Below are 25036 nucleotides of genomic sequence, written 5' to 3'. Positions count from 1 at the left end.
TTTATAATGGCATATTGCCATCACGAAAATAAGCTTAATCACACCCACTCAACACAGAAACCGTGAAAAAAATCGCACGCTTCATGCTTTGCATATAATAATTGGGTCTATAGTACCAATTGCTGGAAAGGCCCTGATTCTCTAGGCTGGAACCAGATGACTACTGCTTGTAGTGATTCCTTTATCAGCGTCATCTCTTCTCTGTTTCCCAGCCGTACTCAGGGGGTCTGTCGCAGGTCACAACGGCCGCGGCGGTTGCACTATTACCTGCTCGAAAAATATTACCTGGTTAATAAAACGGGAATAATAATCAAGGAGAGAGAATCATGAAAAACCATGCTGCAACACTTGCCATTGCCCTGGCAACCACGCTGCTTGCACCGACGGCTTCTGCCGAACTCGGCGACTACAGCGCGTTTCGCACGCTACTGAACCTGGTAAGCCCACCAGCGCCCGACAATCCTGTCACTGAAGCAGATCAACAAGGCCCTTATCCGTTGATCAGCAACCCGCAAGGCTATGACAACTTCACCCCCGGCAACTATTACGCCTGGCAAACCATCGAGCTTGCGCCGGAAACCGGTGCCGTCTGTGGCAATGGCTCGCCCTACAAGTTTTTCGTCAACCGGGTGCCCAACACCAGCAACACCATCGTCTATTTTGAAGGCGGCGGTGCCTGCTGGGACTATGAGAGTTGCAGCGGTGACTTCGGCATTCGTGGTGCCCGCAACCCGGATGGCATCCCCGACGACTACATGAGCCTGCTGAACCCTGGCGCCAGCCTGGTCAGTCCGTTTGTCGTGCGGGCCCATCCCTGGACCCGCGTCAAGACGCAGAACTGGAACATGGTGTACGTGCCCTACTGCACCGGCGATATCTATTCCGGTGATACCGTCGCGGTCTATGACGACCCCACAGGTGACGCTGAGCCCCTGGTCTGGCATCACAACGGTATTCGCAACACCCGCGCCACCATTGCCTGGCTGAAGGACAACCTGCAACGTTCAGGGCAGATGCTGGCTACCGGCTGCAGTGCCGGCGGTGCCGGGAGCTTTACCAACTACTACACGACACGCCGGGATCTCGCCCCCACGCGCAGCTATCTGATCAATGATTCCGGGCCGGTTTTCACGGCGCCCGCAAACGGCGATCCGGCGCAATACCCGTCGCTGCCGTTGCAACAGCACATTCGCTCCGCCTGGGGGCTGGATGCGCCCAACGGGCCACTGGACTACATCGCCAGCGAATTGCCGCTGCTTGATCTGGACGATCTGGGCACCCTCTACCCCGCCCTCTCCGCCGCGCTACCGGGTGATCGTATGGGCCACACCCATTTCTGGGATGATATGAACTATTCGTCCTATTCCTACGAACGGTTCTTCGATGAGATCGCAGATGAACCGGACCCGGCGGTGCGGGAAGCACTGATACTGCAACGCTGGCATGCCGATACCGCTCGCCTGGAGTCTGACCTTGCTGGCCTGGATAACGTGGGTTACTACCTGCCACGCTACCGCGCCGTGAATGAGAGCCACTGCACCAGCATCATCGAGTTTGCCAACTCGGACATTCAGGAACAGGGGCTGGAACTGAATCACTTTGTTGCCAACGTCATGGAGGGCACCGGTGCGGTGATGCAGGCTTCCGAAACGGATACGCAGATTGACCGGCAAAAACCGTTCAACCTGCTCTACTATCTGCTGGATCAACTGCTGTAATCACGGGCACGAGGCTGACCTGCTGTGATACCTGCAGCAGGTCAGTCGTCGGCCAGTCTTTCCCGCTCGGCCTGCAGACGCTCGCGCAGATACTGGCCCCGGGTCATACCGTCAGGAAAGTGCTCCATCGCCCGTACTTCCTCGACCACGGCACGCTCACGCTCCTTGTACGCCGCATGCGTCTGCGTTGCTTGCGCTCGCCATGCCGCCTCACGGGCTGCGCTGTCATCCGCATAGTGCGCTATCAATGCCTGAGCATGCGCTTCGTACACATCGTCAGGCACTTGATGACGTAGCAGTGCCAGTTCCAGCATCAGGGTTTCTGCGGCGGAAAACTCGCCGCGCTCAGCGTGCTCACGCACCCGCTCACGATAGTCCTCTGCGGTGTCCGCACGTTGCGCTTCGGCCACTGTCTCCGGCGCTTCCAGAAACGATTGCAACGCATCGAGAAAATCCCGGCGCGCCTCGAACGCGGTGATCTCGCTCGCCAGCATGGCATTATCGCGATGCTGTTCCGGGGTTGGCGCCAGCGGCGGGATGCTCGTCTGAACCGCTATGGAGACGGCATCATTGCGGTCATGTCTTGTGCTTTCTTTTGCGCTTTCTTTTTCGATCGACCCGTCAATCAGTGTGATCGCAGCACCCAGCGCCAACACGCCTGCGGTACCTAGCAGCATTATCTTTTTCATGGCTTGCCTCCCTATAAAGGGCCTCCCTCAAATCAGTCACACGAGACCGGCGGCATGCTGTCTATCCAGGCTCGCACCATCGCCACAGCTTCCTCATGCACCAGCGAGCGGCCCAGCGGCGGCATGCGGTCGCGCGCCGCGGTATGCGCCATGCGGTAGGGCAAGATGGACGCCGCGCCATCGCCGGGCACGATGTCGTAATCCAGCCCTGCGGCGCCACCGTCGTACCCGGGTGGCTGTTTACAGACACCGTAGCGCAAACTGCCCGGGTCTTCCTCATAACCCAGTCGCAAACCGGACAAACCACCACTGCCCTGATCCACATGACAATGGCGACAATTGATATCCAGATAGCCCCTGGCACGTTGCGCCAGTGTCGTGCTGTCAGCGCTTGCCACCGGGACGCTCATGATGTCGCCCAGTGCATCAGGGACGCCCTGCAGCAGCCCTTGCTCGGCCCAGTGGCGCAACTGATTCGTTGATGAGGGCGCTGGCCCGGGATGATTGAGATAGCGGGCGCGCAAACCGACAGGCAGCAGAGCGCGGCCATTCCCGCCCGGGTCCTGTTGCTGATGACACAGCGCGCATTGCCCTGCATCCGGCACTCTGTACATGAAATCCACCTGGACGGCATCGCGCAGTATCTGCCGTGGCAACAGTGCGCCACCCATTCGCAGATCCGCATCCGTACCATCCTCTCGCCAGACGTAGGGCAGGCCATACCAGCGCCCTGCGCGCAGGATCAGCAGTCGCGTTTCCACCCGCGTATGCGGCGCCGTGTCCGTGGTGGTCGTCGGCAGCGAGAAGGTCTTCAGCAACACACTGCCATCGGGAAAGGCAAAGGGTGCCGTGTCGTCGAATTGCATCTGCCCACCGGGCGGCAGGTAGATGGCGCGGGTTTTGCGTGCATAGTCCGTAAACAGTGCCACAGACGGCGTAAACCCCAACGCTGGCGCACGAGACTCGCCCAGCTCATCCAGCAACCGATAGTCACTGAGCCGTGGGCAATTCTCCTGAGCCAGCGCCGACCAGTTGACGCCCTCCCCCTCTGCGGCGCAGAGGGAACTCTCAGCGCCTGACCGGCCATCCCCACCGCATGCCGCCAGTACGGCAGCCGCCAGGAGCGCCCACCCGTTTCCAACCAGGGGCCGCCACCACATCAAGCACCATCGCAGTCTGAGGCGGGCATCCTGTCAATCCAGGCGCCAATCAACGCCAGGCCTTCGGTATGGGGCGTCGCTTTTCCCAGCGACGGCATACTGTGGCCAGGCTGCAATGACCCCATGCGATAGTGCAGGATCGACGCCGCCGCATCCCCCGGCACGATGTCGTAACTCAAGGTGCCGCCGCCAAAGGCAATGGGGCGTTTACAGACACCATGCTGCGTCGGCTGGGTGGCGAAATCCCGCCAGAATTCCAGGAACAGACCGGAGGTACTGGCACTGCCCTGGGGGCGATGGCAGTGGGCGCAGTTGATATCCAGGTAGCCCTTGGCATGGCGCAACAGTTGCGCATCGCTCATACCGGGAATCAACGCTGCGTCGGCGTTCGAGAATTCAGGCACTGTGTCAACGGCCGTCAGATCGGCAGGGGCATCACTGAGCAGGCCCTCATCTACCCAGTGAGCCAGCTGGCTTTGCGGGCCGATGCCATAATCGACATCCCGGTTCAGGCTGCGCGCTCTGGGTCCGATGAGAGTGATGATGGCGGAGCCGTTGACGCGGAACTGGTGGCAGGCACTGCACTGGTTAACGTCCGGCACCCGGTAGGTGAAGTCACGCTGGGCACCATCGTGGACTACCGATACCGGTATACCACCACCGGTAATACGCAATGTGGCCTCGTCACCCGCCGCATTCCAGATATACGGCAAGGCCACCCAGCCGCTATCCCGCCGGATCAGCAGGCGGGTTTCAAGCAGGCGCTCGTTCTCGAAACCCGGATGGGCTGTATCTGCCGGCATGGAAAATGTTTTCGTGATCACCGTGCCCACAGGAAATTCGAATGCCTCCGTATCATCCCAGGTGGCCGACTCACCGGGCGGCAAAAATACAAAGCGATACTTGCTGCTGTAATCCGAGAACAGACTGCTGGTGAGCTCATAGCGCACCCCGTTTTCCCGTGGCATGGCCGTGGGATTGCAGTGATCCTGGAACAGGTCATAATCTGACAATCGCGGCCTGTCCTGCAGCAGCATGGCGCGATTTATCTCGCCCTCGCTGACACCGCATTCCCGCACCTGGGATGATCCGCCACCACCACTACTACCACCGCAGGCGGGCAACAGCAGCCCCGCCATCATGCACAACACCAACGTGCGTACTGCATGCATCAGAGATTCCTCACCTGAGGGCAGACATCTGCCATGGCGGGCAAGCAGGCGCGCCATGACAGACCCCCGAAAGCCTCACAACTGGCAGGCAGCGCCGTCGTCGTCTTCACCACAGCCATAGCTGACACCGTTGATGGTGGCAGCGGACGCAGGTAAACGCGGCTGGGTGCAGAAGATACTGCTGCCGTTGCCGGTATCGACCGCCGGGCGCGGCACGGGCTCACCCTCGTTGAACTGCAGCGCCGACTCATCGGCGGGGTCGAACAGATAGCCCACACTGATGTCGCCATTATCGGTGGCGCAAACGTTGTCAGAGCCGTCCGCCGCAAAAGCCTCTTCGCCCAGACCGGCAGAGAAGCCCTGATTGGCAAGCACTTCACCCAGCCCGTCATAAAGAATGGCGGGCACGCCCTCACCGATCATGGCAAACACCGGCGCGACGATGGTCTCGATAAGCAAGCCTCGCGGATCACCGCCACTTTCGCCAATCTCGTTGTCATGAATATGGATATTGCGCGGCGTAGGCCGGAAGCCGTCAGTAATGACATCCGCACTGGGGGTGCCTGCTATCTGATAATCGGTAATGGCCACTGCGGTGGTGTCATGATCATCAATGCGATTGTGATAAATCTCGACATCCCGGGTAGAGAGAACAATCACGCCAGTCCCGGGGGGCACAATGTGGACGCCGGCCGGATTGGCGCTTTCGTTAGCGAAGTTGTCGGTATTGTTGCTCTGAATATCATTGTCGAACACGCGCACGGTGCTGCCGTAGATACCATTACCTATGGGCAGGTCAAAGATGAGAATGCCGCCGGTGTTGTGCCGCGCGATATTGCCGTAAACATCCGCGTTACTGGAGTTTTCTATTTCAATGCCGGCCACATTTTCTTCAGCAATATTATGGCGCACGACAATATTTTGAGACTGACCGACATAAATGCCGGCATCCGCTGATCCGCGCACATAGGAATGCTCGATCAGGATATTGCTCGACTCCACCGGATAGAGCCCGTATGCGCCGTTATCCGATGTCAGATCACCCCGCCACTCCGCGCCGGCGTGATGGATGTGGATGCCGTCCACGCCAAGCAGTTTTATGGCGTTGTTATTAGCCTCGATCACCGTCAGATCGCGAATGGTGATATCGCTGGCGTTCTGTACATAGATGCCATCGCCACCCACTGAGCCGGAGAAATCCAGGGTAGTGCGCTCTCGTCCGTAGCCCCGCAAGGTCACGTTGTGCAGACCGCTGGTCACCCCATCCAGGGTCAGGGTGTCCTCGATCATGAAGTGCCCCTCGGGAAAGACAATGACATCCCCCGGTGATGCGGTGATGAAGGCCGTTTTCGCGCTTTCGGTCAGGTCGTTCGCGTCCAGCATGATCGCGCCCGGCGGAAACGACGGGCCGCTGGAGCTGCTGCTACTGCCGCCGCAGGCGACCAGCGAGGCGCTGGCGCTCAGCAATGCCACAGCAGCAAATCGCTGCCACGGGGCCGGGTGATGAAAGTCAGTCATGGGGCTCTCCTGTTATTTTTTTGCTCACGTGATGTGACTCATCCGATATTCGTAGCCCCTCCTGGAACAGACAATGGCACCACACGCCTGTCTTGGCGGGCGCCTGTCGTGTGGTACCAAAGTGCCATTCGGGTGTAGGATTCCGGGAAAGGGCGTGAAGATTGAGTCAAAACCAGCAAAGGCACAGCCATGCACCTGACTAAACATCCGGCTCTGCTGGCCAGTGACCTGCGTTACTGGGTCAGCCACGGCCTGTCTCTCGCGGAGTTGGGCGCGGCGACGGGCGCATCAGTCTCTGACCTGACACAGGACAGCGAGCGTGCCGACGCCGCGCTGATCTATCGCCTGTACACCTATACCAGCAACCGGCTGCATGACCCGTGCATGGGGTTGCGGATCGGCCACCAAACACTGCTGAGCGACATAGCGCCACTGTTGCCTCTGATACATCACAGCCAGAACGGCTGGCAGATGCTGCATCACGCACGGCAATTCTGGCCGTTGCTCACCGAGGCCGATCGTCTGGAAGTGCTGGCACAAGGGGAAACCTGCCGCGTTCAGGTACACCCCGTGCTGGAAACACAGCAACATCCACAGCAGACCGAGGCAATGATCAACGGCATCCTGCGCCTGGGCGGCGTTCTGCTGGGTATTGATCGCGCCCCGGATGCCTGTCTTCGCCTTCGCCGCGCCCAACCCGCACAGCCCCATCTCTGGCGTGAGTTGAGCGGCGTGCCGGTACATTTCGGCTGCGAGGTGGACGAAATCTGCTTCAGCCGACATATTCTCGATCAGCCTAATCCGGCCAGCGAGTCAGCCGCCCTGGACCAGGCGCTGCTGCAGGCCCGACGCGAGCTGGGCATCCTGCGGCAGCGCTTCTTCAGTGATGACATTACCGTCCTGATCCGGGATCAGTTACCCCGTGGGAACATGGAGGGGGTCTCTGCCCAGCGGCAGATTGCCGAACTCATGCACATCAGCGTGCGCGGCCTGCAACGCCGGTTACAGGCACAGAACACCAGTTTCCGGCGCCTGGTGGACCAGGTGCGGGCACATCGGGCGAGAGAATTGATCAGTGAGGGGCTGCTGTCCCAGGAAGCGATCGCGCAGCAACTGGGTTACACCGAGACCGGCACCCTGTGCAAAGCCTTCCGCCGCTGGACCGGCATGACACCCGGCGAATACCGCGCGTCACACCCCTGGTCTCCGTGACGGGCCACGCCAGCACTGCTATCCCTTGCGACGCCCCGTGCCGCGCTGCGGAGGGGCCTGAAGCGGGTCTTCCGGCCACGGGTGTTTGGGGTAGCGACCACGCAAGTCCTTGCGCACCTGCACATAGCCTTGCCGCCAGAAGCCGGACAGATCCGTCGTGATGGCCACTGGCCGCCGTGCCGGTGACAGCAGATGCAGTACCACCGGCACCTGACCACAGGCCACCCGTGGCGTGTCCTGCGCACCGAACATCTCTTGCAGCTTGACCGCAAGCACCGGCTGCACGCCGGCTTCCGATGCAGCGCCCGCAGCGCAATAATCCAGCATGATCTCACTGCCACTGGGAACACGGACATGGGTCGGCGCCTCGCGGGCCAGTATCTGTCGGGCGGGATAATCCAGCAGCGCCTGCAGCGCCTCGGGCAACGGGAAATCGTCGAGTTGCCGCAACCGTGTCATGCCCTCGAGAAACGGTCCGGCCCAGCTGGGCAGCGCATCCCGCAGCGCTGCGTCAGAGACATCCGGCCAGTCTGTCGGCGCCAGCGCACGCAGCATCATCACCCGCGCCTGCCATTGCCGCAGCACCGGGCGCCAGGGCAGCGCATCAAGCCCCGCGTGACGGACGCCCTCCAGCATGGCCGCCTGTATGGCCTCCTGTATGCCCTCGGCGTCCGGGCGCGCCAGTGCACCATCACTCAGCAGCAACGCGCCAAGCCGTCGCTCCCTGCGGGCCACCACCTGCCCTGCCCGGCTGTCCCAGCTCACGCGGTCGGCTTCCTCGATCAACGTCTCGGCAAAGGCGTCCTCGATCTGGTCGCTACGCACCTCAGCCGCCAGAAACACACGTGCCTCGCGCGCATCGCCGTCCAGCTCCGCCGTCACCAGCCAGGGCGCTGTGGCCAGGGGGTCTTCTTCCGGTAGCGACGCACCGCGGCCGTTACTGAGCTGATATCGTGGCGCGTTCCCCGGACGCCGCCGGGCAATGCGATCAGGGTACGCCAGGGCCAGCAGCGCCCCCGTCTCGTCGTCGGCGTGGTGCGTTGCCTGCGCGCCCAGGCGCCGGGCCAGTTGCCGCGCCTGCTGCAGTCGCGAGCGCGACACGCCAGCCGGCACCGCGCTCGCAGGCGCACGCAACACCGCCAGGCGACGGTGCAGATCAACGCCCTGCTCCCGGGCCAACGGCCCGGCGAACAAATCCCGATCGGACAGCAAGGCGGCCAGCTCTGCTGCCAGCGGCCCCTGGCCCCGCGCACGTCCGCACAACAGCATGTGTGCCAGGCGCACCGGCAAGGCCTCGCGCTGCATGGCCTTGCCGTGTGCGGTGATACAACCGCTGCCGTCAAGCGCGCCAAGCTGTTGCAGCAAAGACCGGGCGCGCTCGAAGGCCGCCGGGGGCGGTATATCAAGCCAGGTCAGTGTGCTCGGGTCGTGACAGCCCCAGGCCGCCAGCTCCAGCACCAGATCAGACAAGTCCGCGTGCTGTATCTCTGCCGACGAAAACGCTGACAACCGTTCGGACTCCGCCCACAAGCGCACACAATGACCGGGCGCCAGCCGCCCGGCACGGCCGCTACGCTGCGTGGCGGATGCGGCCGATACGCGCTCGGTGATCAGCCGGGTCATGGCACTGCCGGGATCGTAGTGCGGGCGTCGTGACCAGCCGCAGTCCACCACCGTACGCACGCCCTCGATGGTCAGTGAGGTTTCGGCGATGGCCGTGGAGAGCACCAGTTTGCGCTGGCCTGCCGGTGCCGGTGCAATAGCGGCGTCCTGCGCTGCCGGGCTCAAGTCCCCCGCCAGTGCAGCGATCTGGACGTCCTGCGGCAGCATACCGTTGAGGCGGCGCTGCAAACCGTGCATTTCCGCTGCACCCGGCAGAAACACAAGCACTGAACCACAATCGCCAGCCAGCAGTTGCCGGATTTCCTGTGCGGCATGATCCAGCCAGGGCGTGCGCCCCGGAGGGCGATACGTTATCGATACCGGAAACATGCGCCCGGCGCTGCTGACTACCGGCGCCTGATCCAGCAAGGCAGAGAGCCGCTCACCGTCCAGCGTCGCCGACATCACCAGCACGCGCAGATCAGGCCGCAGCACCTGTTGGCTTTCCCGCACCAGCGCCAGACCGAGATCCGCTTGCAAGGAGCGCTCGTGAAACTCGTCAAATATCACAATGCCATACCCGCTCAACTGCGGGTCCTGTTGCAGCAATCGCGTCAGAATGCCTTCGGTGACCACCTCTATACGCGTCGTTGCGCCGATGCGCGTGTCATGCCGGGTCCGGTAACCGACCGTCTGCCCCGGTTGCTCGCCGCGCAGACGCGCCATATAGGTCGCCGCGCTGCGTGCGGCCATGCGGCGCGGTTCGAGCATCAGGATGCGTTGCCCGGCCAGCCACGATTCATCAGCCAGTGCCAGCGGCACACGCGTGGTCTTGCCCGCGCCTGGTGGCGCTTGCAACACCACCGTCGGTGACCTGCTCAAGGCAGCAAGCAGGTCGGGCAGCGCCTCATCAATGGGCAAATTGTCGGCCGGAAAGGAAGGCAGCGCTGTATCTCCTGCAATACTCAAACGGGTGTGAAGTCAAGAATGTGAAGAGCTGGCGAGTTTAACCGGGTGATCTGGCGGGGGAAACACAGAGCATGCGATACTCGCGCCCCCTGATGTGGAGACGACCATGTTCAAGACCAACCAGTATTTTGATGGCCAGGTGGCCTCAATCGCTTTCCAGACCGAGACCCTGCCCGCAACCGTCGGCGTTATGGCCCCGGGGGAGTACGAGTTCGGCACCAGCCAGCACGAGATCATGAAAGTCATCAGTGGCGCACTGACCGTCAAGCTGCCGGGCGCCGAAACGTGGCAGACCTTTGCCGCCGATGACACATTTGAAGTGCCTGCCAATGCCAGCTTCCAGCTGAAAGTGGCAGTGGATACCGCCTATCTTTGTCTGTACCGCTAACGTTGCCTGTACCGCTGAGCCAGATCGTCAGAGGCGCGCTTGCCGCGCCTTTGACGACGACTGCCTGTGGCAGTGCTATTGCTCAGTAGCGTGACATACCGAATACGGGCTCGTCAGAACCCGCTTCCAGCAGATTATCCAGGCGACGCACTTCTTCTGGAGTGAGCACACCGGCTTCGTAATACAGCGTCAGCGAGCTCATCAGGAACTGATAACGGGCGCCGGAAAAATTGCGGCGCGCATCCGCCAGCCGCGCTTCGGCATCCAGCAGGTCAAGAATGGTCCGCGTCCCCGCTTCGTAGCCGTTACGGGTCGCTTCCAGTGCCGCAGCCGCAGACTCCTGACCACGTTGCAATGCGTCGACTTCCAGCAAATCCGCCTGCACGCCCCGAAACAGTTGTCTGATCCGCCGGTCAGTTTCCAGATTCAGCCGCGCCAGCTCTGCCCGGCTCGCTTCCAGCCGAAAAGCGGCCTCGCGGCTGCGCGCCGTATTGGCGCCGCCCTGGTAGAGCGGCACCTGAAGCTCGAGACCGATACGGGCTTCACGCCGCTCCATGCCATCCGAAAAGTCGCGGGTATCCATATAGTCATAGCCGGCCACCGCATCCAGCGTCGGTGTGTAGGCTGAGCGCCGTGCTGCCGCCTCTGCCTGAGCGGTGACAACCCCTTCCCGGGCCTGCATCAACACCAGGCTGTGCCGTCGAGACGTTTCAAGCCAGTCATCGACGCTTGCTGGCGTAACCGGCGGCAGAACCGTGTCCCGACCCAGTCTCGGCAACGGTGCATAACCATTGTTGGTGATCTCGTCGAGGGCGTCCTGAGCGGACTCCAGTGCCGCCTCTGCCCGGATCGTCCCGGCCCGGGCCAGATCCGAGCGAGCACGGGCTTCCTGTAGTTCCGTCTGAGCCACAACACCGGCTTCTGCGCGATTGCGGGTATCTTCCAGTGCCTTGTCCAGGGCGTCCTGCTCCAGCTGCGCCAGCTCCAGCCCGTCGCGGGCTTCCAGCACAGCGAAATAACGTTCGGCTACACGCAGTATCAATCGCTGAATACGGTCTTCGCGACCAATATCCGCAATCCGGTCCAGCGCCCCCGCCTGTTCGCCCCGCGCGCCCCAGTCCCGCCGATACAACGGTTGGCGCAGCTCGATACCGGCGCTGTAGACATTGCCTTCGTCCTCGCCGCCGGGAAACACATTGCTTTCCACTTCTGCTCGCCCACGGGCCGCACTGCCAAAGGCATTCAGGGAGGGTTTCAGGGTACCGCTGACCTGGCGGCCCAACTGACGATCCGCCTCGTAGATTGCCAGTGATTGAGGAATCGCCGGGTCGAACTCTGTCGCCAGATCAAACGCCTCTGACAGCCCCATGGCCCCGGCGCTGCCGCACCAGCCGAGCAGACCGGCCAGCAAAAAAGTTGCCCCCCGCATAATACCTCCGGGATGTTTGGATTATCTGGAAAGCGCAACAGCATGCCAGCCAGTCGGCCCGGGCAGAAGGTAACAAAAAGGGATTAAATGACTACCCTTGCAGCGGCATGGTCCAGAGAGCGCTATCCAGAGAGAGCACTACCCGGAGAGAGCGCTGCGCCGCAAGCGCCACCGCAATGCGCGCCGCAGACGCCGCAGGCGTTGCAAGGCTTGTGCGTCCGCGTGCTCCGCGTAGGCTGCCTGCTCATATTGCGACACCCAGGCGCGTATTGCGTCAGCAGCGGCAGGGCAAGCGCGCGCCACCGTCTCCGATACGGCACGGGGCGGCAGGCCCTCAGAGACCGCAATATTGCTGCGCAGCAACTGTTTGCGCAGGGCACGATACTCGCGCTGCAGCGGCGAACGCGGCGGTCCGCGCCGACGCAACAGCACCCACAGGGCCACTGGCAACAGGATGGCAACCGTTCCGATCAGCAATACCAGGCCGATACGCAGCGGCGATACGTCCTTGAGCCAGCGTTCCAGAAAGGCCATCTGACTGCTCTCGTCGTAACCCAGCACCCACTTCTGCCAACTGAACTGCAGATAATCGATGCTGTTGCGCAGACGTGCCAGCAACGGATTGCGACTGAACGCCGCACCGCTGAGCAGATTCTGCAGTGCGCCCATCTCACGACCGAGAAAGCGATCCATGCCTCGCTCGATGCGCTCCGGCGCCACCGCGCCCGTCGGGTCGAATTCCACCCACCCCTGACCATCAATCCATATCTCTGCCCAGGCGTGCGCATGATACTGATGGACGCGCAGATGATTGCCGACCGGGTTCAGTTCGCCCCCCTGATACCCCGCAACAATGCGCGCCGGCACACCGGCTGCGCGCATCATGAAGGCGAAGGCCGACGCGTAATGCTCACAGAACCCGCGCCGTGTATCGAACAGGAATTCATCCACTGTATTGCCGCCCAGCAAAGGCGGCTCCAGGGTGTAGTAGAAAGGCTCCTGACGAAAATGCGCGAGCACCCGCAACGCATAGGCCTCGACATCCCCGCCCTCTGCATCAAACAGACGTTGCGCCAATTGACGACTGCGCGGGTTGCCCAGCTCCGGCAAGGCAAGATTGAAGTCACGCTCCCAGTCCGGCAGCCCCACTGCTGCCGTCAACAGTGGATAGCTCTCTACGCTGTAGGCAAACCGCTGTTCAATGTCGCCTTCCTTGACCAGACGAAAGTCCCGGACCTGCCCGATACCACGCGCCGGCCCCCGGACGAACGGCACCGCCAACGTATAGAGCCAGGGGCGACGGCTCGCCTCCTGCACCACGCGATAGCGATATACCGGCGCAGCATCGGTATCAGCCATCGCGGCATGTTGCGCCTGCAATTGCTCGTGCCAGGGCGCCGTGCCCTGACCGGGAAAAATCACCAGATCCGGACGCGGCAAACCGCCTGGCGAGGCCTGGCTCCAGCGGCGTCCATCGAACAGCGAGTAGGTCATACCACGCCAGTAGCGCTCCGCTGGTGAGGGCACCGCCCCCTCGAACTCGACACGAAATGCCAGTTCAGTTGACTCGGTGAGGCGACTCACCTCCCCCGGCGCCATGGAGTCGCTCATGCCGGTGCGCGCGCCCTCGCTCTGGAATTCCAGTGCCCAGAGCGGCGCGATGCGCGGCACCAGCACGAACAGCAACACCATCAACGGCAACGCCTGCAGCAGCATGACCGAGGCCAGACGCAAATGCGTGCGGGAACGAGCCCCGGTTTCGGGGCGATTGATGCCGACCAGCGAAGCAGTCAGCAATACCATGACGACGAAGACGTATAACGCGGCCAACGGGCTCTGATAGAAAAGAAAGGTTGTTGCCAGCACGAAATAGCCCAGCACCAGCAGGACGTACGCATCACGTAGTCGGAACATCTCGAGTGTTTTCAAGCCGAACGCCGCGATCAACAGGCAAGTGCCTGCCTCGGGGCCCAGGACTGTGCCATGCGTATACAGGGTGCCCAGCACCACACCGGCCAACAACACCACGCGAACCATACGACCGGGCATGGCAAGTCGCCCCCGCTGAATCAGCACCCGCGCCAGCAACAGCAGGGGCAACAGAATGCGTAGCCACGGTGGCCCCAGCAGCAAATGCGGTGCTGCAGCCAGCAATGCGCCGCCAACCAGTAGCAGAAACGCATGTTGAGGGACCTGATACACCCGCATCAGTGCTCTCCCCCCTGAATGTTCTCACCGTAAAGACCGAGCATATCCAGCGCGCGACGACGCTGGTCCGCCCCCAATGCCGGCGGCAATTCAGTCCCCGGAAGGCGCAAACCATACCGTTGCTGGCGCTGCTCCAGCGCCAGCACCCACCAGGCAAGACGCCCCAGGCGGGTTTCCGTATCCATGGCGGGTAACAATGACCAATCGAGCCACAACCAACCTTCAGCGGGGTCCGCAAAGTGCTTGCTGTGCAGCCCGCGCCCGGCGGCATAGGCCTTCCAGTCCACCTGCCGCGGCGAGTCACCCTCCTGGTAGCTGCGCAATCCCTGGAAGTCATCACTGCCTCGCTGACGACCCGCGTATTGCCCCTGCAGTTGCTCGCCACCACCGGCAGGACACTCCTCACTGGCCAGCGGACGTGGCCAACCCAGGCAAGCCTGATCCATGTCCAACAGGCTCCACGCACGCAACAGGCCAAGAGGGTAACGACTTTCGATACGCACCCGCCCCGCCCGGTTGTAGCCACGGCGGCGCAACGGCACGCTGAGCCAGACGTTTTTTTCCTCTCCGGGCGACACCGAAACTTCTTCCGGCGCTGCCCCGGGATAGGCCAGCCAGAGGCCGGTGTGTGCCTGCTGATCGCCGGCATGCAGGACCAGCTCCAGCGCCCCGTCAGTACCGGCGAAGCCCGGCGCCATGCGCCCGGCGCGCAACACCAGCCCGGAAAGATTACGAAACGTATGCAGGATGGCGATCATGAACAGGCTGGTCATCAGGAATGACAGGGCCATGATCAGGTTGTTTTCATAATTGATGCCGCCGAGAAACAGGCTCCCGGCAATCACCATGAAGAACACACCATACCCGGTGGGGAGAATAAAAATCCGGCGTTGCGTCAATTGCTGCTGCCGCGCTGCCGGCATGCGGCGATCCAGCCAGCGCCGGTACAGACTGCGCATCCCGGCGGTGGCCATCAGCGCACCACCGGTACAGCCTCCAGCAGGCGGCTGGCGGCGCCACCTGCCGTGCCGCCCGAAGCAGACTGCAGACGGTGCTCACATACCGGCTTCAGCACAGCCTGAATATCCTCCGGGATGACATACTTGCGTTTGTCCAGCAACGCCCAGGCACGCGCTGCGCGTAACACACCCAGCCCGGCACGCGGTGACAGCCCGGCGGTAAACCATCCACAACCACGGCTGTGTTCCAGCAGGCGCTGCAGGTAGTCGAGCAGGTCCTCGGAGGCATGCACCTGTTCCACCTCGGCCATCAACGCCATCAGCTCTGCCACGGTCAGTGCGGGGCTCATATCCAGCGCGCGCTCGCGCAGATCACCCGCTCGCAGCAGGGACATTTCAGCCTCCGGGGCCGGGTAGCCGAGGCTGATGCGCATCAGAAAACGGTCGAGCTGGGATTCCGGCAGCGGGAAGGTGCCACCCTGATCCAGAGGATTTTGCGTAGCCACAACAAAGAACGGCTGTGGCAGCGGACGGCTTTCGCCATCCTGCGTCACCTGCCGCTCCTCCATGGCTTCAAGCAACGCGCTCTGGGTCTTCGGTGTCGCACGGTTGATCTCGTCAGCCAGCAGCAACTGGGTAAAGACTGGCCCTTTGCGCAACTCGAAACGGCGACTGTCCGGATCAAATACCGAGACACCAAGAATGTCAGCCGGCAGCATGTCACTGGTGAACTGGACGCGCTGATAATCCAGCGAGAAGATCCGCGACAACGCATGAGCCAACGTGGTCTTGCCCATACCGGGGAGATCTTCGATCAGCAAGTGCCCCCGGGCCAGCATGCAGGCTACCGCCAGCCGTATCTGTTCATCTTTGCCCAGTACGACCTTGCCGACACGCTCCAGCGCGTCATGAAGCTTTTGCATCAGAATCCCCAGGTATCAGATCAGCATTGGCCCGGCGTATACCCCAGCGCTGCGATGCCGCGCGCCATATCCGCTTTCAGGTCAGCAATGCCCTCCAGCCCCACGGCCACACGAATCAGATTCTCGCGAATGCCGGAGCGCTGCTTTTCCTCATCACTGACACGGCCATGGGTGGTCGATGCCGGGTGTGTAATGGTTGTTTTCACGTCCCCCAGGTTGGCGGTGATCGACACCAGTCGGGTGGCGTCGATAAAGCGCCAGGCCGCCTGACGATCCCGCTTGCCGTCACTGTCTTCCACCTCGAACGACAAGACACCGCCAAAGCCTGATTGCTGGCGCTTGGCCAGTTCATGATGCGGATGTGACGTGAGGCCAGCGTAATGAACCCGCGCCATGCCCGGTTGCGCCGACAGCCACTCCGCCAACGCCTGGGCATTGCGCGAGTGTGCCTGCATACGCAGGGACAGGGTTTCCAGCCCCTTGAGGAAGACCCAGGCATTGAACGGGCTCAGGGTGGCGCCACAGGTCCGCAGGAAGCCCAGCACTTCTGTCATCGGCTCCGCCGGACCAATCACCGCCCCGCCCAGGCAACGCCCCTGCCCGTCCAGGTACTTGGTGGCGCTGTGAATAATGAAATCCGCGCCCATATCCAGCGGCCGTTGCAGCGCCGGGGTGCAGAAGCAGTTGTCCACGATAAGTTGCGCACCGTGTTCATGCGCCAGATCGGCGAGCGCGCGAATATCCCCCACTTCCGCCAAGGGGTTGGAGGGCGTTTCCAGATAGAGAAAGCGCGTCTCGGGCCGTATCGCCGCACGCCAGGCATCCAGATCCGCCAGGTCCACCAGGGTTGTCTCGATACCGAATTTCTTCAGGTATTTGTCATAGACCACGTTGGTCGTGCCAAACACACCCCGGGAGCTGACGATGTGATCGCCCGGATTCAGCAGCGACATGAAGACCGCCGTGATGGCAGCCATGCCGGACGCAAACGCCACACAGCGCTCACCGCCTTCCATCGCCGCCAGACGCTGCTCGAAAGACCTGACTGTCGGATTGGTAAAACGGGAGTAGACGTTGCCCGGTTCTTCGCCGGAGAAACGGGCCGCAGCCTGTGCCGCTGACTCATAGACAAAGCTGGACGTCAGGAACAGTGCTTCGGAGTGGGACATTTCGTCCGTGCGCAACTCAGCGGCCCGGATGGCCAGGGTGTCGAGACTCAGATCATCCGGCAATTGCCGCTCTGCCATGGGGTGCTTCCTGTGTCATTTTTGTTTGGGACTACTGTCGATCCAGCCTACTCGGCGTTGTGCAGATCAATGGCACCGTTCTCGGCCAGCGCCGCAGAGCGCTCCTGATCGCGTTCACGTTTGGACGTATCGTTGCGCAGTTGCTCAAGATAATCCAGATAATCCCGGTTGATATTACCGGCCAGGTAATTACCGTCAAACACCGAACACTCGAAATGCTCTATGTCACTATTACCTTCCCGGCAGGCTTCGATCAGATCTTCCAGATCCTGATAGATCAGACGATCTGCGCCAATCAGTTCGCAGATTTCCTCTACGCTACGCCCATGGGCAATCAGCTCCCCGGCGGCCGGCATATCGATGCCATACACATTGGGAAACTGGACCGGCGGCGCAGCAGAGGCGAAATACACCTTTCTGGCACCCGCTTCCCGGGCCATCTGAATGATCTCGTTACAGGTCGTGCCACGCACAATGGAATCATCCACCAGCAACACATTCTTGCCGCTGAACTCCAGCTCGATGGCATTGAGCTTCTGGCGCACGGATTTCTTGCGCTGCTGCTGGCCGGGCATGATGAAGGTCCGCCCGATATAGCGGTTCTTGATAAAGCCTTCGCGGTATTTTACTTCCAGCGTATTGGCCAGCTGCAGCGCCGAAGTACGACTGGTATCCGGGATCGGGATGACGACATCGATGTCATGATCCGGCCATACCCGCAGTATCTTTTCCGCCAGCTTGTCGCCCATGCGCAGGCGTGCCTTGTAGACGGAAATATCGTCGATAATCGAATCCGGACGCGCCAGATAAACCTGCTCGAAAATACACGGCGAGAGCTGCGCATTATCAGCACAAAGCTGGGTGTGCAGCTGACCATCAGCGGTGATGTAGATCGCTTCGCCGGGGGCGAGATCCCGCTCCAGATGAAAGCCCAATGCAGACAACGCAACACTCTCGGAGGCGACCATATATTCGACGCCACGGCTGGTTTCACGCTTGCCGTAGCAGACCGGGCGCACACCATAGGGGTCGCGGAACGCCAGAATGCCGTAACCGGTGATCATTGCCACCACCGCATACGCGCCTTCAACACGCTCATGCACACGCCGCACGGCACTGAAGATGTCCTCCGGCCCCGGCATCAGCTTGCCGAGTTGCTGCAATTCGTGGGCAAACACATTCAGCAGCACTTCGGAATCCGAGGTGGTATTGATGTGGCGCAGATCAGCGCGAAAGATGTCTTCCGCCAGCGCCTGGGAATTGGTCAGGTTGCCGTTGTGCGCCAGTGTGATGCCATAGGGCGAGTTGACGTAGAACGGTTGCGCTTCCGCCGAGCTGGAGGAACCCGCCGTGGGGTAGCGCACATGGCCAATGCCCATGTTACCCACCAGACGGCGCATGTGCCGGTTACGGAACACATCGCGCACCATGCCATTGTCCTTGCGCAGGAACAGGCGGTCACCATCACAGGTGACAATACCCGCGGCATCCTGGCCACGATGCTGCAGAACGGTCAGCGCATCATAGATGCTCTGATTCACGTTCGAGTGCCCGACAATGCCCACAATCCCGCACATGCTCGGTTCCCCTAGCCAATATTCATCAGAAACGCGACAAACTCTTCAGCAAGCTGTCGCGACCAGTCTTCCATCATCGCAAACTGAGGCACCAGCATCGACTGCTGCCACCAGGCATCTTCCACAAACATCGGTCCGGCCAGCGCTACCAGCACAATCACCACCACCATGCCGCGGACGGCACCGAATACCATTCCGAACAACCGGTCCGTCCCGCTGAGCCCGGTCACGCGTACCAGCTCACCCAGCAGGTGGTTGATCAACGCCCCGACGATCAGGGTGGCGGCGAACAGGCTGCCAAATGCCACCGCCATGCGCACACTCGGCGTGTCAATGGAGGACTCCAGCATGACCTCCAGACCGGGACCGAACAATCGGGCAACAACAAAAGCGGCCACCCAGGTGACCAGGGAGAAGGCTTCGCGCATGAACCCGCGTCGCACACTGATCAGCGCCGACACGGCTATAATGAAGAGGATCACGCCGTCTGCCAGGTTCATATCCGCACCACATGATGAGGACGCGAATGGTAGCAGAGGCGCAGGCCCTTGCCCACGCCGACGCGATGATTTTGCACACCACAGACACGTATCAGGGCCCTACTGATACCACCAGCCCCTGCAGCGCGAAGTTCTCGTCCGCCGCGACGCGCTCACGTAAATCACGTGCCCGATCACGGTCCAGCTCCGGCCCCAGATAGACACGGTGCAAGGTCTGCCCGGGTTGTTCGAAGCGGCGAGTGAAGGCCCGATAACCGGCATCACGCAAGCGCTGGGCAAGACTCTCGGCGCCGTCGACACGGCTGAAGCTGCCGACCTGTACCGCCCAGCCTGAAAGCTGTGCAGCCGGTGGCGCGGTCGGCGGCGCCTCGTCGGCCACATCAGGGGCCGGCTCGGCTGGCTCCTGCTCGGGGATACCCACCGGTGATTCAGCGGCCTCTGCCGTGCGACGCACGGTGTCCCGCTCATCGCTGATACGCGCATCGGACTCGGCCACCTCGGCATCACTGACCACCGGCTCGATCGCCATGGCCGGCGACTCCGGCGCAGGGGGCAGGCTCAGATCCAGCGCCACGCGCACCTCTTCCGGGCTGCGCAACAGAAACGGCGTGACAATTGCCGCCAGCAGCAACAACAGGATGACGCCGACAATACGCTGGGTTACCTGCCTGTTCATATCCGCATCTCCGTCATCCCTGGCCTGGCATACTGTCAATCACGGGCTGTGCCGCGGCAACGGTGAAAAACGAGCCGAACACCAGTACCCGGTCACCGGGGAGCGCCGCCTCTGCTGCGGCCTGCACGGCCGCCTCTACTGTCGCGTACACATCAGACACTGCTGCATCGCCCAATGCCGATTGCAGGTGCTCGCCCTGCCCGCCTCTTGGCGGCGGCAGATCGGCCAGAAACCAGCGTGTGACCTGATCCCGAAAAGGCAGCAGTGCTTGCGGACGCTTGTCGGCCAGCATGGCACAGACTGCCAGAGTACTGCTCCCGGGCCGCGCCGGGGGCAAACGGCCCAGAAAGCGGGTCATGGCCTCCTGATTGTGACCGACATCCAGATACCAGTCGATGCCGTTGCACCGCAGATGCTGACAACGCCCGGGCAGACGGAGTTCACCCGCCACACGTTGAATCATCGGTTCAGGGGGCAGCATATCCAGCACCGCCAACGCCTGTGTGGCCGTCGCCAGGTTATCCGCCCCCAACCACACCGGCGGCGTTGCCAGGCGGCGTACCTGACCAGCCTGCTGCCACCATATCTCTGCGCCAGCCGCCTCACGCGCCAACGACTGGTCTGTGGCCAGGCCGGTTTCCCGACTGCCGAACACTTGCCCTGCACGCAGCAGCGGCACCTGATCAGCGGCCGCCAGTTCGGCCACCACCGCAGGCATGTCTTCCTCGCCATAAAGAAGCGGCACGCCCGGACGACGAATCCCGGCCTTTTCGGTGGCAATCGCCTCGCGGGTATCCCCCAGCCAATCCATGTGATCCAGCCCGACAGAAGTGATCACCGCCACCGTCGGGTCCACCAGATTGACCGCATCCAGACGACCGCCAAGACCGACCTCCAGAATCAGCAGATCAGGCTCGGCGGCACGAAACAGCCACAGGGCCGCCAACGTCGAAAACTCGAAGTAGGTCAAGGGGGTCTCTCCCCTCGCCTGTTCGACCACCGCAAATGCCTCGCATAGCGACGCATCATCCGCCGGCTGCCCGGCAATCTGGACACGCTCATTGAAGCGCAGGATATGCGGCGAGGTATAAACCCCGGTGCGATAACCGGCGGCCGACGCCAGCGCATGCAGTAACGCGACGGTCGACCCCTTGCCATTGGTGCCGGCAACAGTCACCACAGGGCCAGTCCACGGCAGCAGAGAAAGACGCATCGCGACCTCTCTGATACGGGGCAGACCCATATCGATTTCGCGGCTGTGGAGAGATTCGATGTGCGCCAGCCAGGCAGGCAGGTCGCGGGGGGAGGCAGAGCCGGTTCTATCAGCACCAGTCATGTCAGAGCAGTCATATTGGAAACGGCCGGGGGAATCGGCAAACACCCCGGCCCTTTAATCGGGGCATGAAATTGGACCGGGGCATAACACAGGGCCGGGGCATGAAATCAGGCCGCTGGTTCAGCTGCCGGTGCGTGCATCATGCTGGCCAGCAGCCGGTGCAGGGTGTCACGCATTTCATGGCGATGCACGATCATGTCGATTGCGCCGTGATCAAGCAGGAACTCACTGCGCTGGAAGCCTTCCGGCAACTTCTGGCGCACCGTCTGCTCGATGACGCGCGGCCCGGCAAAACCGATCAGGGCATTGGGTTCGGCAATATTGACGTCGCCCAGCATCGCCAGGGACGCCGAAACACCGCCGTAGACCGGATCAGTCAGCACCGAGATAAACGGCAGTCCCGCCTCACGCATGCGCTGCAATGCGGCGCTGGTCTTCGCCATCTGCATCAGTGAGAACAGCGCTTCCTGCATGCGCGCTCCACCGCTGGCAGCAAAACATACCAAGGGAATATTGCGCTCCAGACAGACGTCCACGGCACGCACAAAGCGCGCGCCGACGACGGAGCCCATGGAGCCCCCCATAAAGCGGAATTCAAAGGCGCAGGCCACCACGGGCAGTGTTTTCAATCTGCCGCGCATGACGATCAAGGCGTCTCCCTCGCCGGTTTCTTTCTGTGCCGCAACAAGGCGATCCTTGTACTTCTTGGAATCGCGGAACTTGAGCCGGTCTACCGGCATCAGTTCGGCACCGATTTCAGCCTGGGGGCCCTCATCGAGAAACAGCTTCAACCGCTTTCGCGCACTGACTCGCATGTGATGGCCACATTTCGGACACACCTCAAGGTTGCGCTCAAGCTCCGGCCGATACAAGACCCCGTCACAGCGCGGGCACTTGCGCCACAGCCCCTCGGGCACGCTGGCCCTGCGGTCTTCGCCGGTGCGCCGTATCGCGGGAAGGATCTTCTCCAGCCAGTTGTTTGTACTCATGTATTACTCGCTCTCATCCATCGCGGCACGCATCTCTGCCAGCAGTTGCGATACCCGTGCCGGAATCTTTTCCGGCTCATCGGCATGGTCCGCAATACGCTGTACCAGCGCACTGCCCACCACGACACCATCCGCAACACGGGAGATAGCCCGGGCGGAAGCAGCGTCCTTGATACCAAAGCCGACCCCGATGGGCAATTTTGCATGTTTGCGAATTGTTTCGACCTTGGCCGCCACTTCATCCACATTCAGGGCGCCGGAGCCGGTAACGCCTTTCAGCGACACGTAATACAGGTAACCGGTGCCGGCTGCCGCGATGATCTGCATGCGCGCTTCGGTGGTGGTCGGCGCCAATAGAAAGACCCGATCCAGCCCATGCTGATCAAACAGCGGCGCGACGCTCTCGGCCTCTTCCGGTGGCAGGTCCACCAGCAGAACGCCGTCAACGCCGGCCTTGGCGGCACGCTCGGCAAACACCTCGTAGCCCATGGCTTCGACAGGATTGAGATACCCCATCAGGACGACCGGTGTCATGTCGTTGTCACGGCGGAATTCGCTGACCATCTCGAGCACGCGCATCAGGGTCGTGCCCCCGGCCAGGGAGCGTTCGCAGGCCAGCTGGATGACCGGGCCATCGGCCATCGGGTCGGAAAACGGCATGCCCAGCTCGATCACGTCGACACCGGCTTCCACCATGGCGTGCATCAACGGCACGGTCACGGACGGTACCGGGTCCCCCGCCGTCACGAAGGGAATCAGTGCCTTGCGTCCCTGCGCTGCCAGCGTTGCAAAACATGTTGCTATGCGACTCACCTGTTACTCCTCACGATGCGTGTTTCGGGCCTTCCATTGCGGCGACAGTATGAATGTCCTTATCGCCACGGCCAGACAGATTGATGATGATGTGCTGATCACGGGACATGGTTTTCGCCAGCTTGCCCGCGTAGGCCACGGCGTGGGCCGTTTCCAGTGCCGGCATGATGCCCTCGGTGCGCGTCAGTTCGTGGAAGGCGACCAGCACCTCCTTGTCGGTGACTGACACGTACTGCACACGGCCCATGTCCTTGAGCCACGCATGTTCAGGCCCTACTCCGGGATAGTCCAGCCCCGCTGAAACCGAATGGGTCGGAATGATCTGCCCGTCCTGATCTTCCATCAGGTAAGTACGGTTGCCATGCAGCACCCCCGGACGCCCAGCAGCCAACGGTGCAGCATGGCGGCCGGTCTCGATACCGTCACCGCCCGCTTCCACGCCGTACATGGCCACGCCATCATCGTTCAGGAAGGGGTGGAACAGACCGATGGCGTTGGACCCGCCACCGACGCAGGCAATCAGCGCATCCGGCAGGCGGCCGTCGTGGCGGCTCATGAACTGCTCACGCGCTTCCAGACCGATGATGCGATGAAAATCCCGCACCAGCATCGGGTACGGATGCGGGCCCGCCACGGTGCCGATGATATAGAAGGTATCATCCACATTGGTGACCCAGTCACGCATGGCTTCGTTCATGGCGTCCTTGAGGGTGGCAGAGCCTGACGTCACCGGAATCACTTCTGCGCCAAGCAGGCGCATCCGGAAAACGTTGAGCTTCTGGCGCTCCACATCCTCAGCGCCCATGTACACCTGGCACTTCAGGCCCAGCCGCGCCGCAACGGTCGCCGTCGCCACGCCATGCTGGCCCGCGCCGGTTTCGGCAATCACCCGTGGCTTGCCCATGTGCTTGGCCAGCAACGCCTGGCCAATGGTGTTGTTCACCTTGTGGGAACCGGTGTGATTGAGATCTTCGCGCTTGAGCCAGATACGCGCCCCGCCGATCTTGTCACTCCAGCGCTCGGCCAGATACAGCGGCGACGGACGGCCCACGTAATCTGCCATGTCCTGATCGAAATCAGCCCGGAAGACAGGATCGTCGCGCAGCTTGAGATAGGTTTCCTCAAGTTCGCTCAATGCGGCCATCAGGGTTTCTGAAACAAATCGCCCGCCGTAGGCACCAAAGTGCCCGCGGGCATCGGGAAACGCTGCATAATCGGGACGTTCAGCCACCTTCTACTCCTCGCAGTTGAACCTGCTGAATAAATGCGTTCATGGCCCGGGCGGACTTGATCCCGCGCAATGCGTTACCTGACGCATCCCGGGCTTCAACACCGCCACTGACATCCACTGCCCAGGGTCTGACCTGGTCAATGGCCTGCGCCACGTTGTCCGGGGTCAGCCCCCCGGCCAGCACAACCGGCATGGACAACGCATCAGGAATACGCGCCCAGTCGAACACTTCACCCGTACCACCCGGCACACCGGGTACCCAGGCATCCAGCAGCAAGCCACGGGCGCCTGCATAGCGCTCCACGCAAGCCGCAACGTCCAGCCCGTCTCGCATCGCCAGAGCCTTGATCCACGGCCTGCCGAAGCTGCGGCAGTAGGCCGGGCTTTCATCGCCGTGGAACTGCAGCAAATCCAGTGGCACGTGGGACAAGACCGCCGCCACATCCGCCTCTGCGGCGTCTACAAACAGCCCCACCGTGGTGACAAAGGGGGGCAAGACGGCGCAGATCTGCGCCGCTTGCTCTGCGGTCACCGCTCGGGGACTAGGGGCGTAAAAGACGAGCCCGATGGCGTCCGCACCCGCACGCACCGCAGCCAATGCATCATCAGCACGGGTGATGCCACAAATCTTGACCCGGGTGCGAAACAAACACGATCTCCTGCCAGCTTGAAAAGCGGCTCAGGTAAGCTCGGACGAGCTCTGACAAGTCACGGAGTATA

21 protein-coding genes are annotated in these 25036 nt (G+C 61.9%); 3 read left to right on the top strand and 18 right to left on the bottom strand.

Translation table 11 applies throughout. The features are described from left to right. The first annotated feature begins 326 nt into the window (after positions 1-326). Entirely contained in the window at positions 327-1718 is a 1392-nt protein-coding gene (locus K8B33_RS01160; protein ID WP_223422366.1) for a pectinacetylesterase family protein, read from the top strand. A gap of 41 nt (positions 1719-1759) precedes the next feature. Here K8B33_RS01160 and K8B33_RS01155 read toward each other — a convergent pair whose 3' ends face one another. The 4 genes from K8B33_RS01155 to K8B33_RS01140 form a co-directional block, all read right to left on the bottom strand. After that, on the bottom strand, positions 1760-2407 hold the full coding sequence (locus K8B33_RS01155) for a hypothetical protein (RefSeq protein WP_223422364.1): 648 nt from the start codon (positions 2405-2407) through the stop codon (positions 1760-1762). Positions 2408-2439: 32 nt separating this feature from the next. Further along, positions 2440-3567 carry an SO2930 family diheme c-type cytochrome gene (locus K8B33_RS01150; RefSeq protein WP_223422362.1) on the bottom strand — a complete coding sequence of 376 codons (1128 nt, stop codon included), beginning with the start codon at positions 3565-3567 and terminating at the stop codon, positions 2440-2442. Further along, a complete protein-coding gene (locus tag K8B33_RS01145) occupies positions 3567-4739 on the bottom strand; it encodes an SO2930 family diheme c-type cytochrome (RefSeq protein ID WP_223422360.1) in 1173 nt (390 codons plus the stop codon). The genes K8B33_RS01150 and K8B33_RS01145 overlap by 1 nt, the downstream gene beginning before the upstream one ends. A gap of 75 nt (positions 4740-4814) precedes the next feature. Then, positions 4815-6257: a parallel beta-helix domain-containing protein gene (locus tag K8B33_RS01140; RefSeq protein WP_223422358.1), complete on the bottom strand. Its 1443-nt coding sequence runs from the start codon at positions 6255-6257 to the stop codon at positions 4815-4817. A 189-nt stretch (positions 6258-6446) separates the two neighbouring features. On the opposite strand from K8B33_RS01140, the gene K8B33_RS01135 reads away from it, so the two are divergent. Continuing rightward, positions 6447-7469, top strand: a complete 1023-nt coding sequence (locus tag K8B33_RS01135; protein WP_223422356.1) for a helix-turn-helix transcriptional regulator — start codon at positions 6447-6449, stop codon at positions 7467-7469. 18 nt (positions 7470-7487) lie between these two features. Here the strand turns inward: K8B33_RS01135 and hrpB are convergent, their stop codons facing one another. Beyond that, positions 7488-10040 carry an ATP-dependent helicase HrpB gene (hrpB, locus tag K8B33_RS01130; RefSeq protein WP_223422354.1) on the bottom strand — a complete coding sequence of 851 codons (2553 nt, stop codon included), beginning with the start codon at positions 10038-10040 and terminating at the stop codon, positions 7488-7490. Between the two features lie 106 nt (positions 10041-10146). Here hrpB and ppnP point away from each other — a divergent pair, with 106 nt between their 5' ends. Continuing rightward, positions 10147-10428: a pyrimidine/purine nucleoside phosphorylase gene (ppnP, locus tag K8B33_RS01125; RefSeq protein ID WP_223422352.1), complete on the top strand. Its 282-nt coding sequence runs from the start codon at positions 10147-10149 to the stop codon at positions 10426-10428. A gap of 82 nt (positions 10429-10510) precedes the next feature. On the opposite strand, the gene K8B33_RS01120 is transcribed toward ppnP, so the two are convergent. The 13 genes from K8B33_RS01120 to K8B33_RS01060 form a co-directional block, all read right to left on the bottom strand. Continuing rightward, positions 10511-11857, bottom strand: coding sequence for a TolC family outer membrane protein (locus K8B33_RS01120; protein WP_223422350.1), 1347 nt, complete (start codon positions 11855-11857; stop codon positions 10511-10513). Between the two features lie 138 nt (positions 11858-11995). Then, positions 11996-14065 carry a transglutaminase family protein gene (locus tag K8B33_RS01115; RefSeq protein ID WP_223422348.1) on the bottom strand — a complete coding sequence of 690 codons (2070 nt, stop codon included), beginning with the start codon at positions 14063-14065 and terminating at the stop codon, positions 11996-11998. Further along, positions 14065-15039: a DUF58 domain-containing protein gene (locus K8B33_RS01110; RefSeq protein WP_223422346.1), complete on the bottom strand. Its 975-nt coding sequence runs from the start codon at positions 15037-15039 to the stop codon at positions 14065-14067. The genes K8B33_RS01115 and K8B33_RS01110 overlap by 1 nt, the downstream gene beginning before the upstream one ends. Continuing rightward, positions 15039-15947 (bottom strand): AAA family ATPase, encoded by a 909-nt coding sequence (locus tag K8B33_RS01105; RefSeq protein ID WP_223422344.1) that lies wholly within the window; start codon positions 15945-15947, stop codon positions 15039-15041. Before K8B33_RS01105 ends, K8B33_RS01110 begins: the two co-directional genes overlap by 1 nt. A gap of 20 nt (positions 15948-15967) precedes the next feature. Next, the gene (locus tag K8B33_RS01100) at positions 15968-17194 is read right to left on the bottom strand and encodes an O-succinylhomoserine sulfhydrylase (protein WP_223422342.1); all 1227 of its coding nucleotides are present in this window, start codon (positions 17192-17194) and stop codon (positions 15968-15970) included. Positions 17195-17241: 47 nt separating this feature from the next. Next, a complete protein-coding gene (gene purF, locus K8B33_RS01095) occupies positions 17242-18771 on the bottom strand; it encodes an amidophosphoribosyltransferase (RefSeq protein ID WP_223422339.1) in 1530 nt (509 codons plus the stop codon). Positions 18772-18782: 11 nt separating this feature from the next. After that, entirely contained in the window at positions 18783-19271 is a 489-nt protein-coding gene (locus K8B33_RS01090) for a CvpA family protein (RefSeq protein WP_223422337.1), read from the bottom strand. A 91-nt stretch (positions 19272-19362) separates the two neighbouring features. After that, positions 19363-19947, bottom strand: coding sequence for an SPOR domain-containing protein (locus K8B33_RS01085; protein ID WP_223422335.1), 585 nt, complete (start codon positions 19945-19947; stop codon positions 19363-19365). A 13-nt stretch (positions 19948-19960) separates the two neighbouring features. Next, on the bottom strand, positions 19961-21283 hold the full coding sequence (locus K8B33_RS01080; RefSeq protein ID WP_223422333.1) for a bifunctional folylpolyglutamate synthase/dihydrofolate synthase: 1323 nt from the start codon (positions 21281-21283) through the stop codon (positions 19961-19963). 107 nt (positions 21284-21390) lie between these two features. Beyond that, positions 21391-22272 (bottom strand): acetyl-CoA carboxylase, carboxyltransferase subunit beta, encoded by an 882-nt coding sequence (accD, locus tag K8B33_RS01075; RefSeq protein WP_223422330.1) that lies wholly within the window; start codon positions 22270-22272, stop codon positions 21391-21393. Between the two features lie 3 nt (positions 22273-22275). Then, positions 22276-23085 (bottom strand): tryptophan synthase subunit alpha, encoded by an 810-nt coding sequence (gene trpA, locus K8B33_RS01070; protein ID WP_223422328.1) that lies wholly within the window; start codon positions 23083-23085, stop codon positions 22276-22278. A 10-nt stretch (positions 23086-23095) separates the two neighbouring features. Next, positions 23096-24316 (bottom strand): tryptophan synthase subunit beta, encoded by a 1221-nt coding sequence (gene trpB / locus K8B33_RS01065; protein ID WP_223422326.1) that lies wholly within the window; start codon positions 24314-24316, stop codon positions 23096-23098. Then, entirely contained in the window at positions 24309-24965 is a 657-nt protein-coding gene (locus K8B33_RS01060) for a phosphoribosylanthranilate isomerase (RefSeq protein ID WP_223422324.1), read from the bottom strand. Before K8B33_RS01060 ends, trpB begins: the two co-directional genes overlap by 8 nt. Positions 24966-25036 lie beyond the last annotated feature (71 nt).

Origin of the sequence: Alcanivorax limicola, assembly GCF_019931215.1 — a bacterium.
GTDB lineage: Bacteria > Pseudomonadota > Gammaproteobacteria > Pseudomonadales > Alcanivoracaceae > Isoalcanivorax > Isoalcanivorax limicola.
This window is presented reverse-complemented; position numbering and strand designations above follow the sequence as displayed.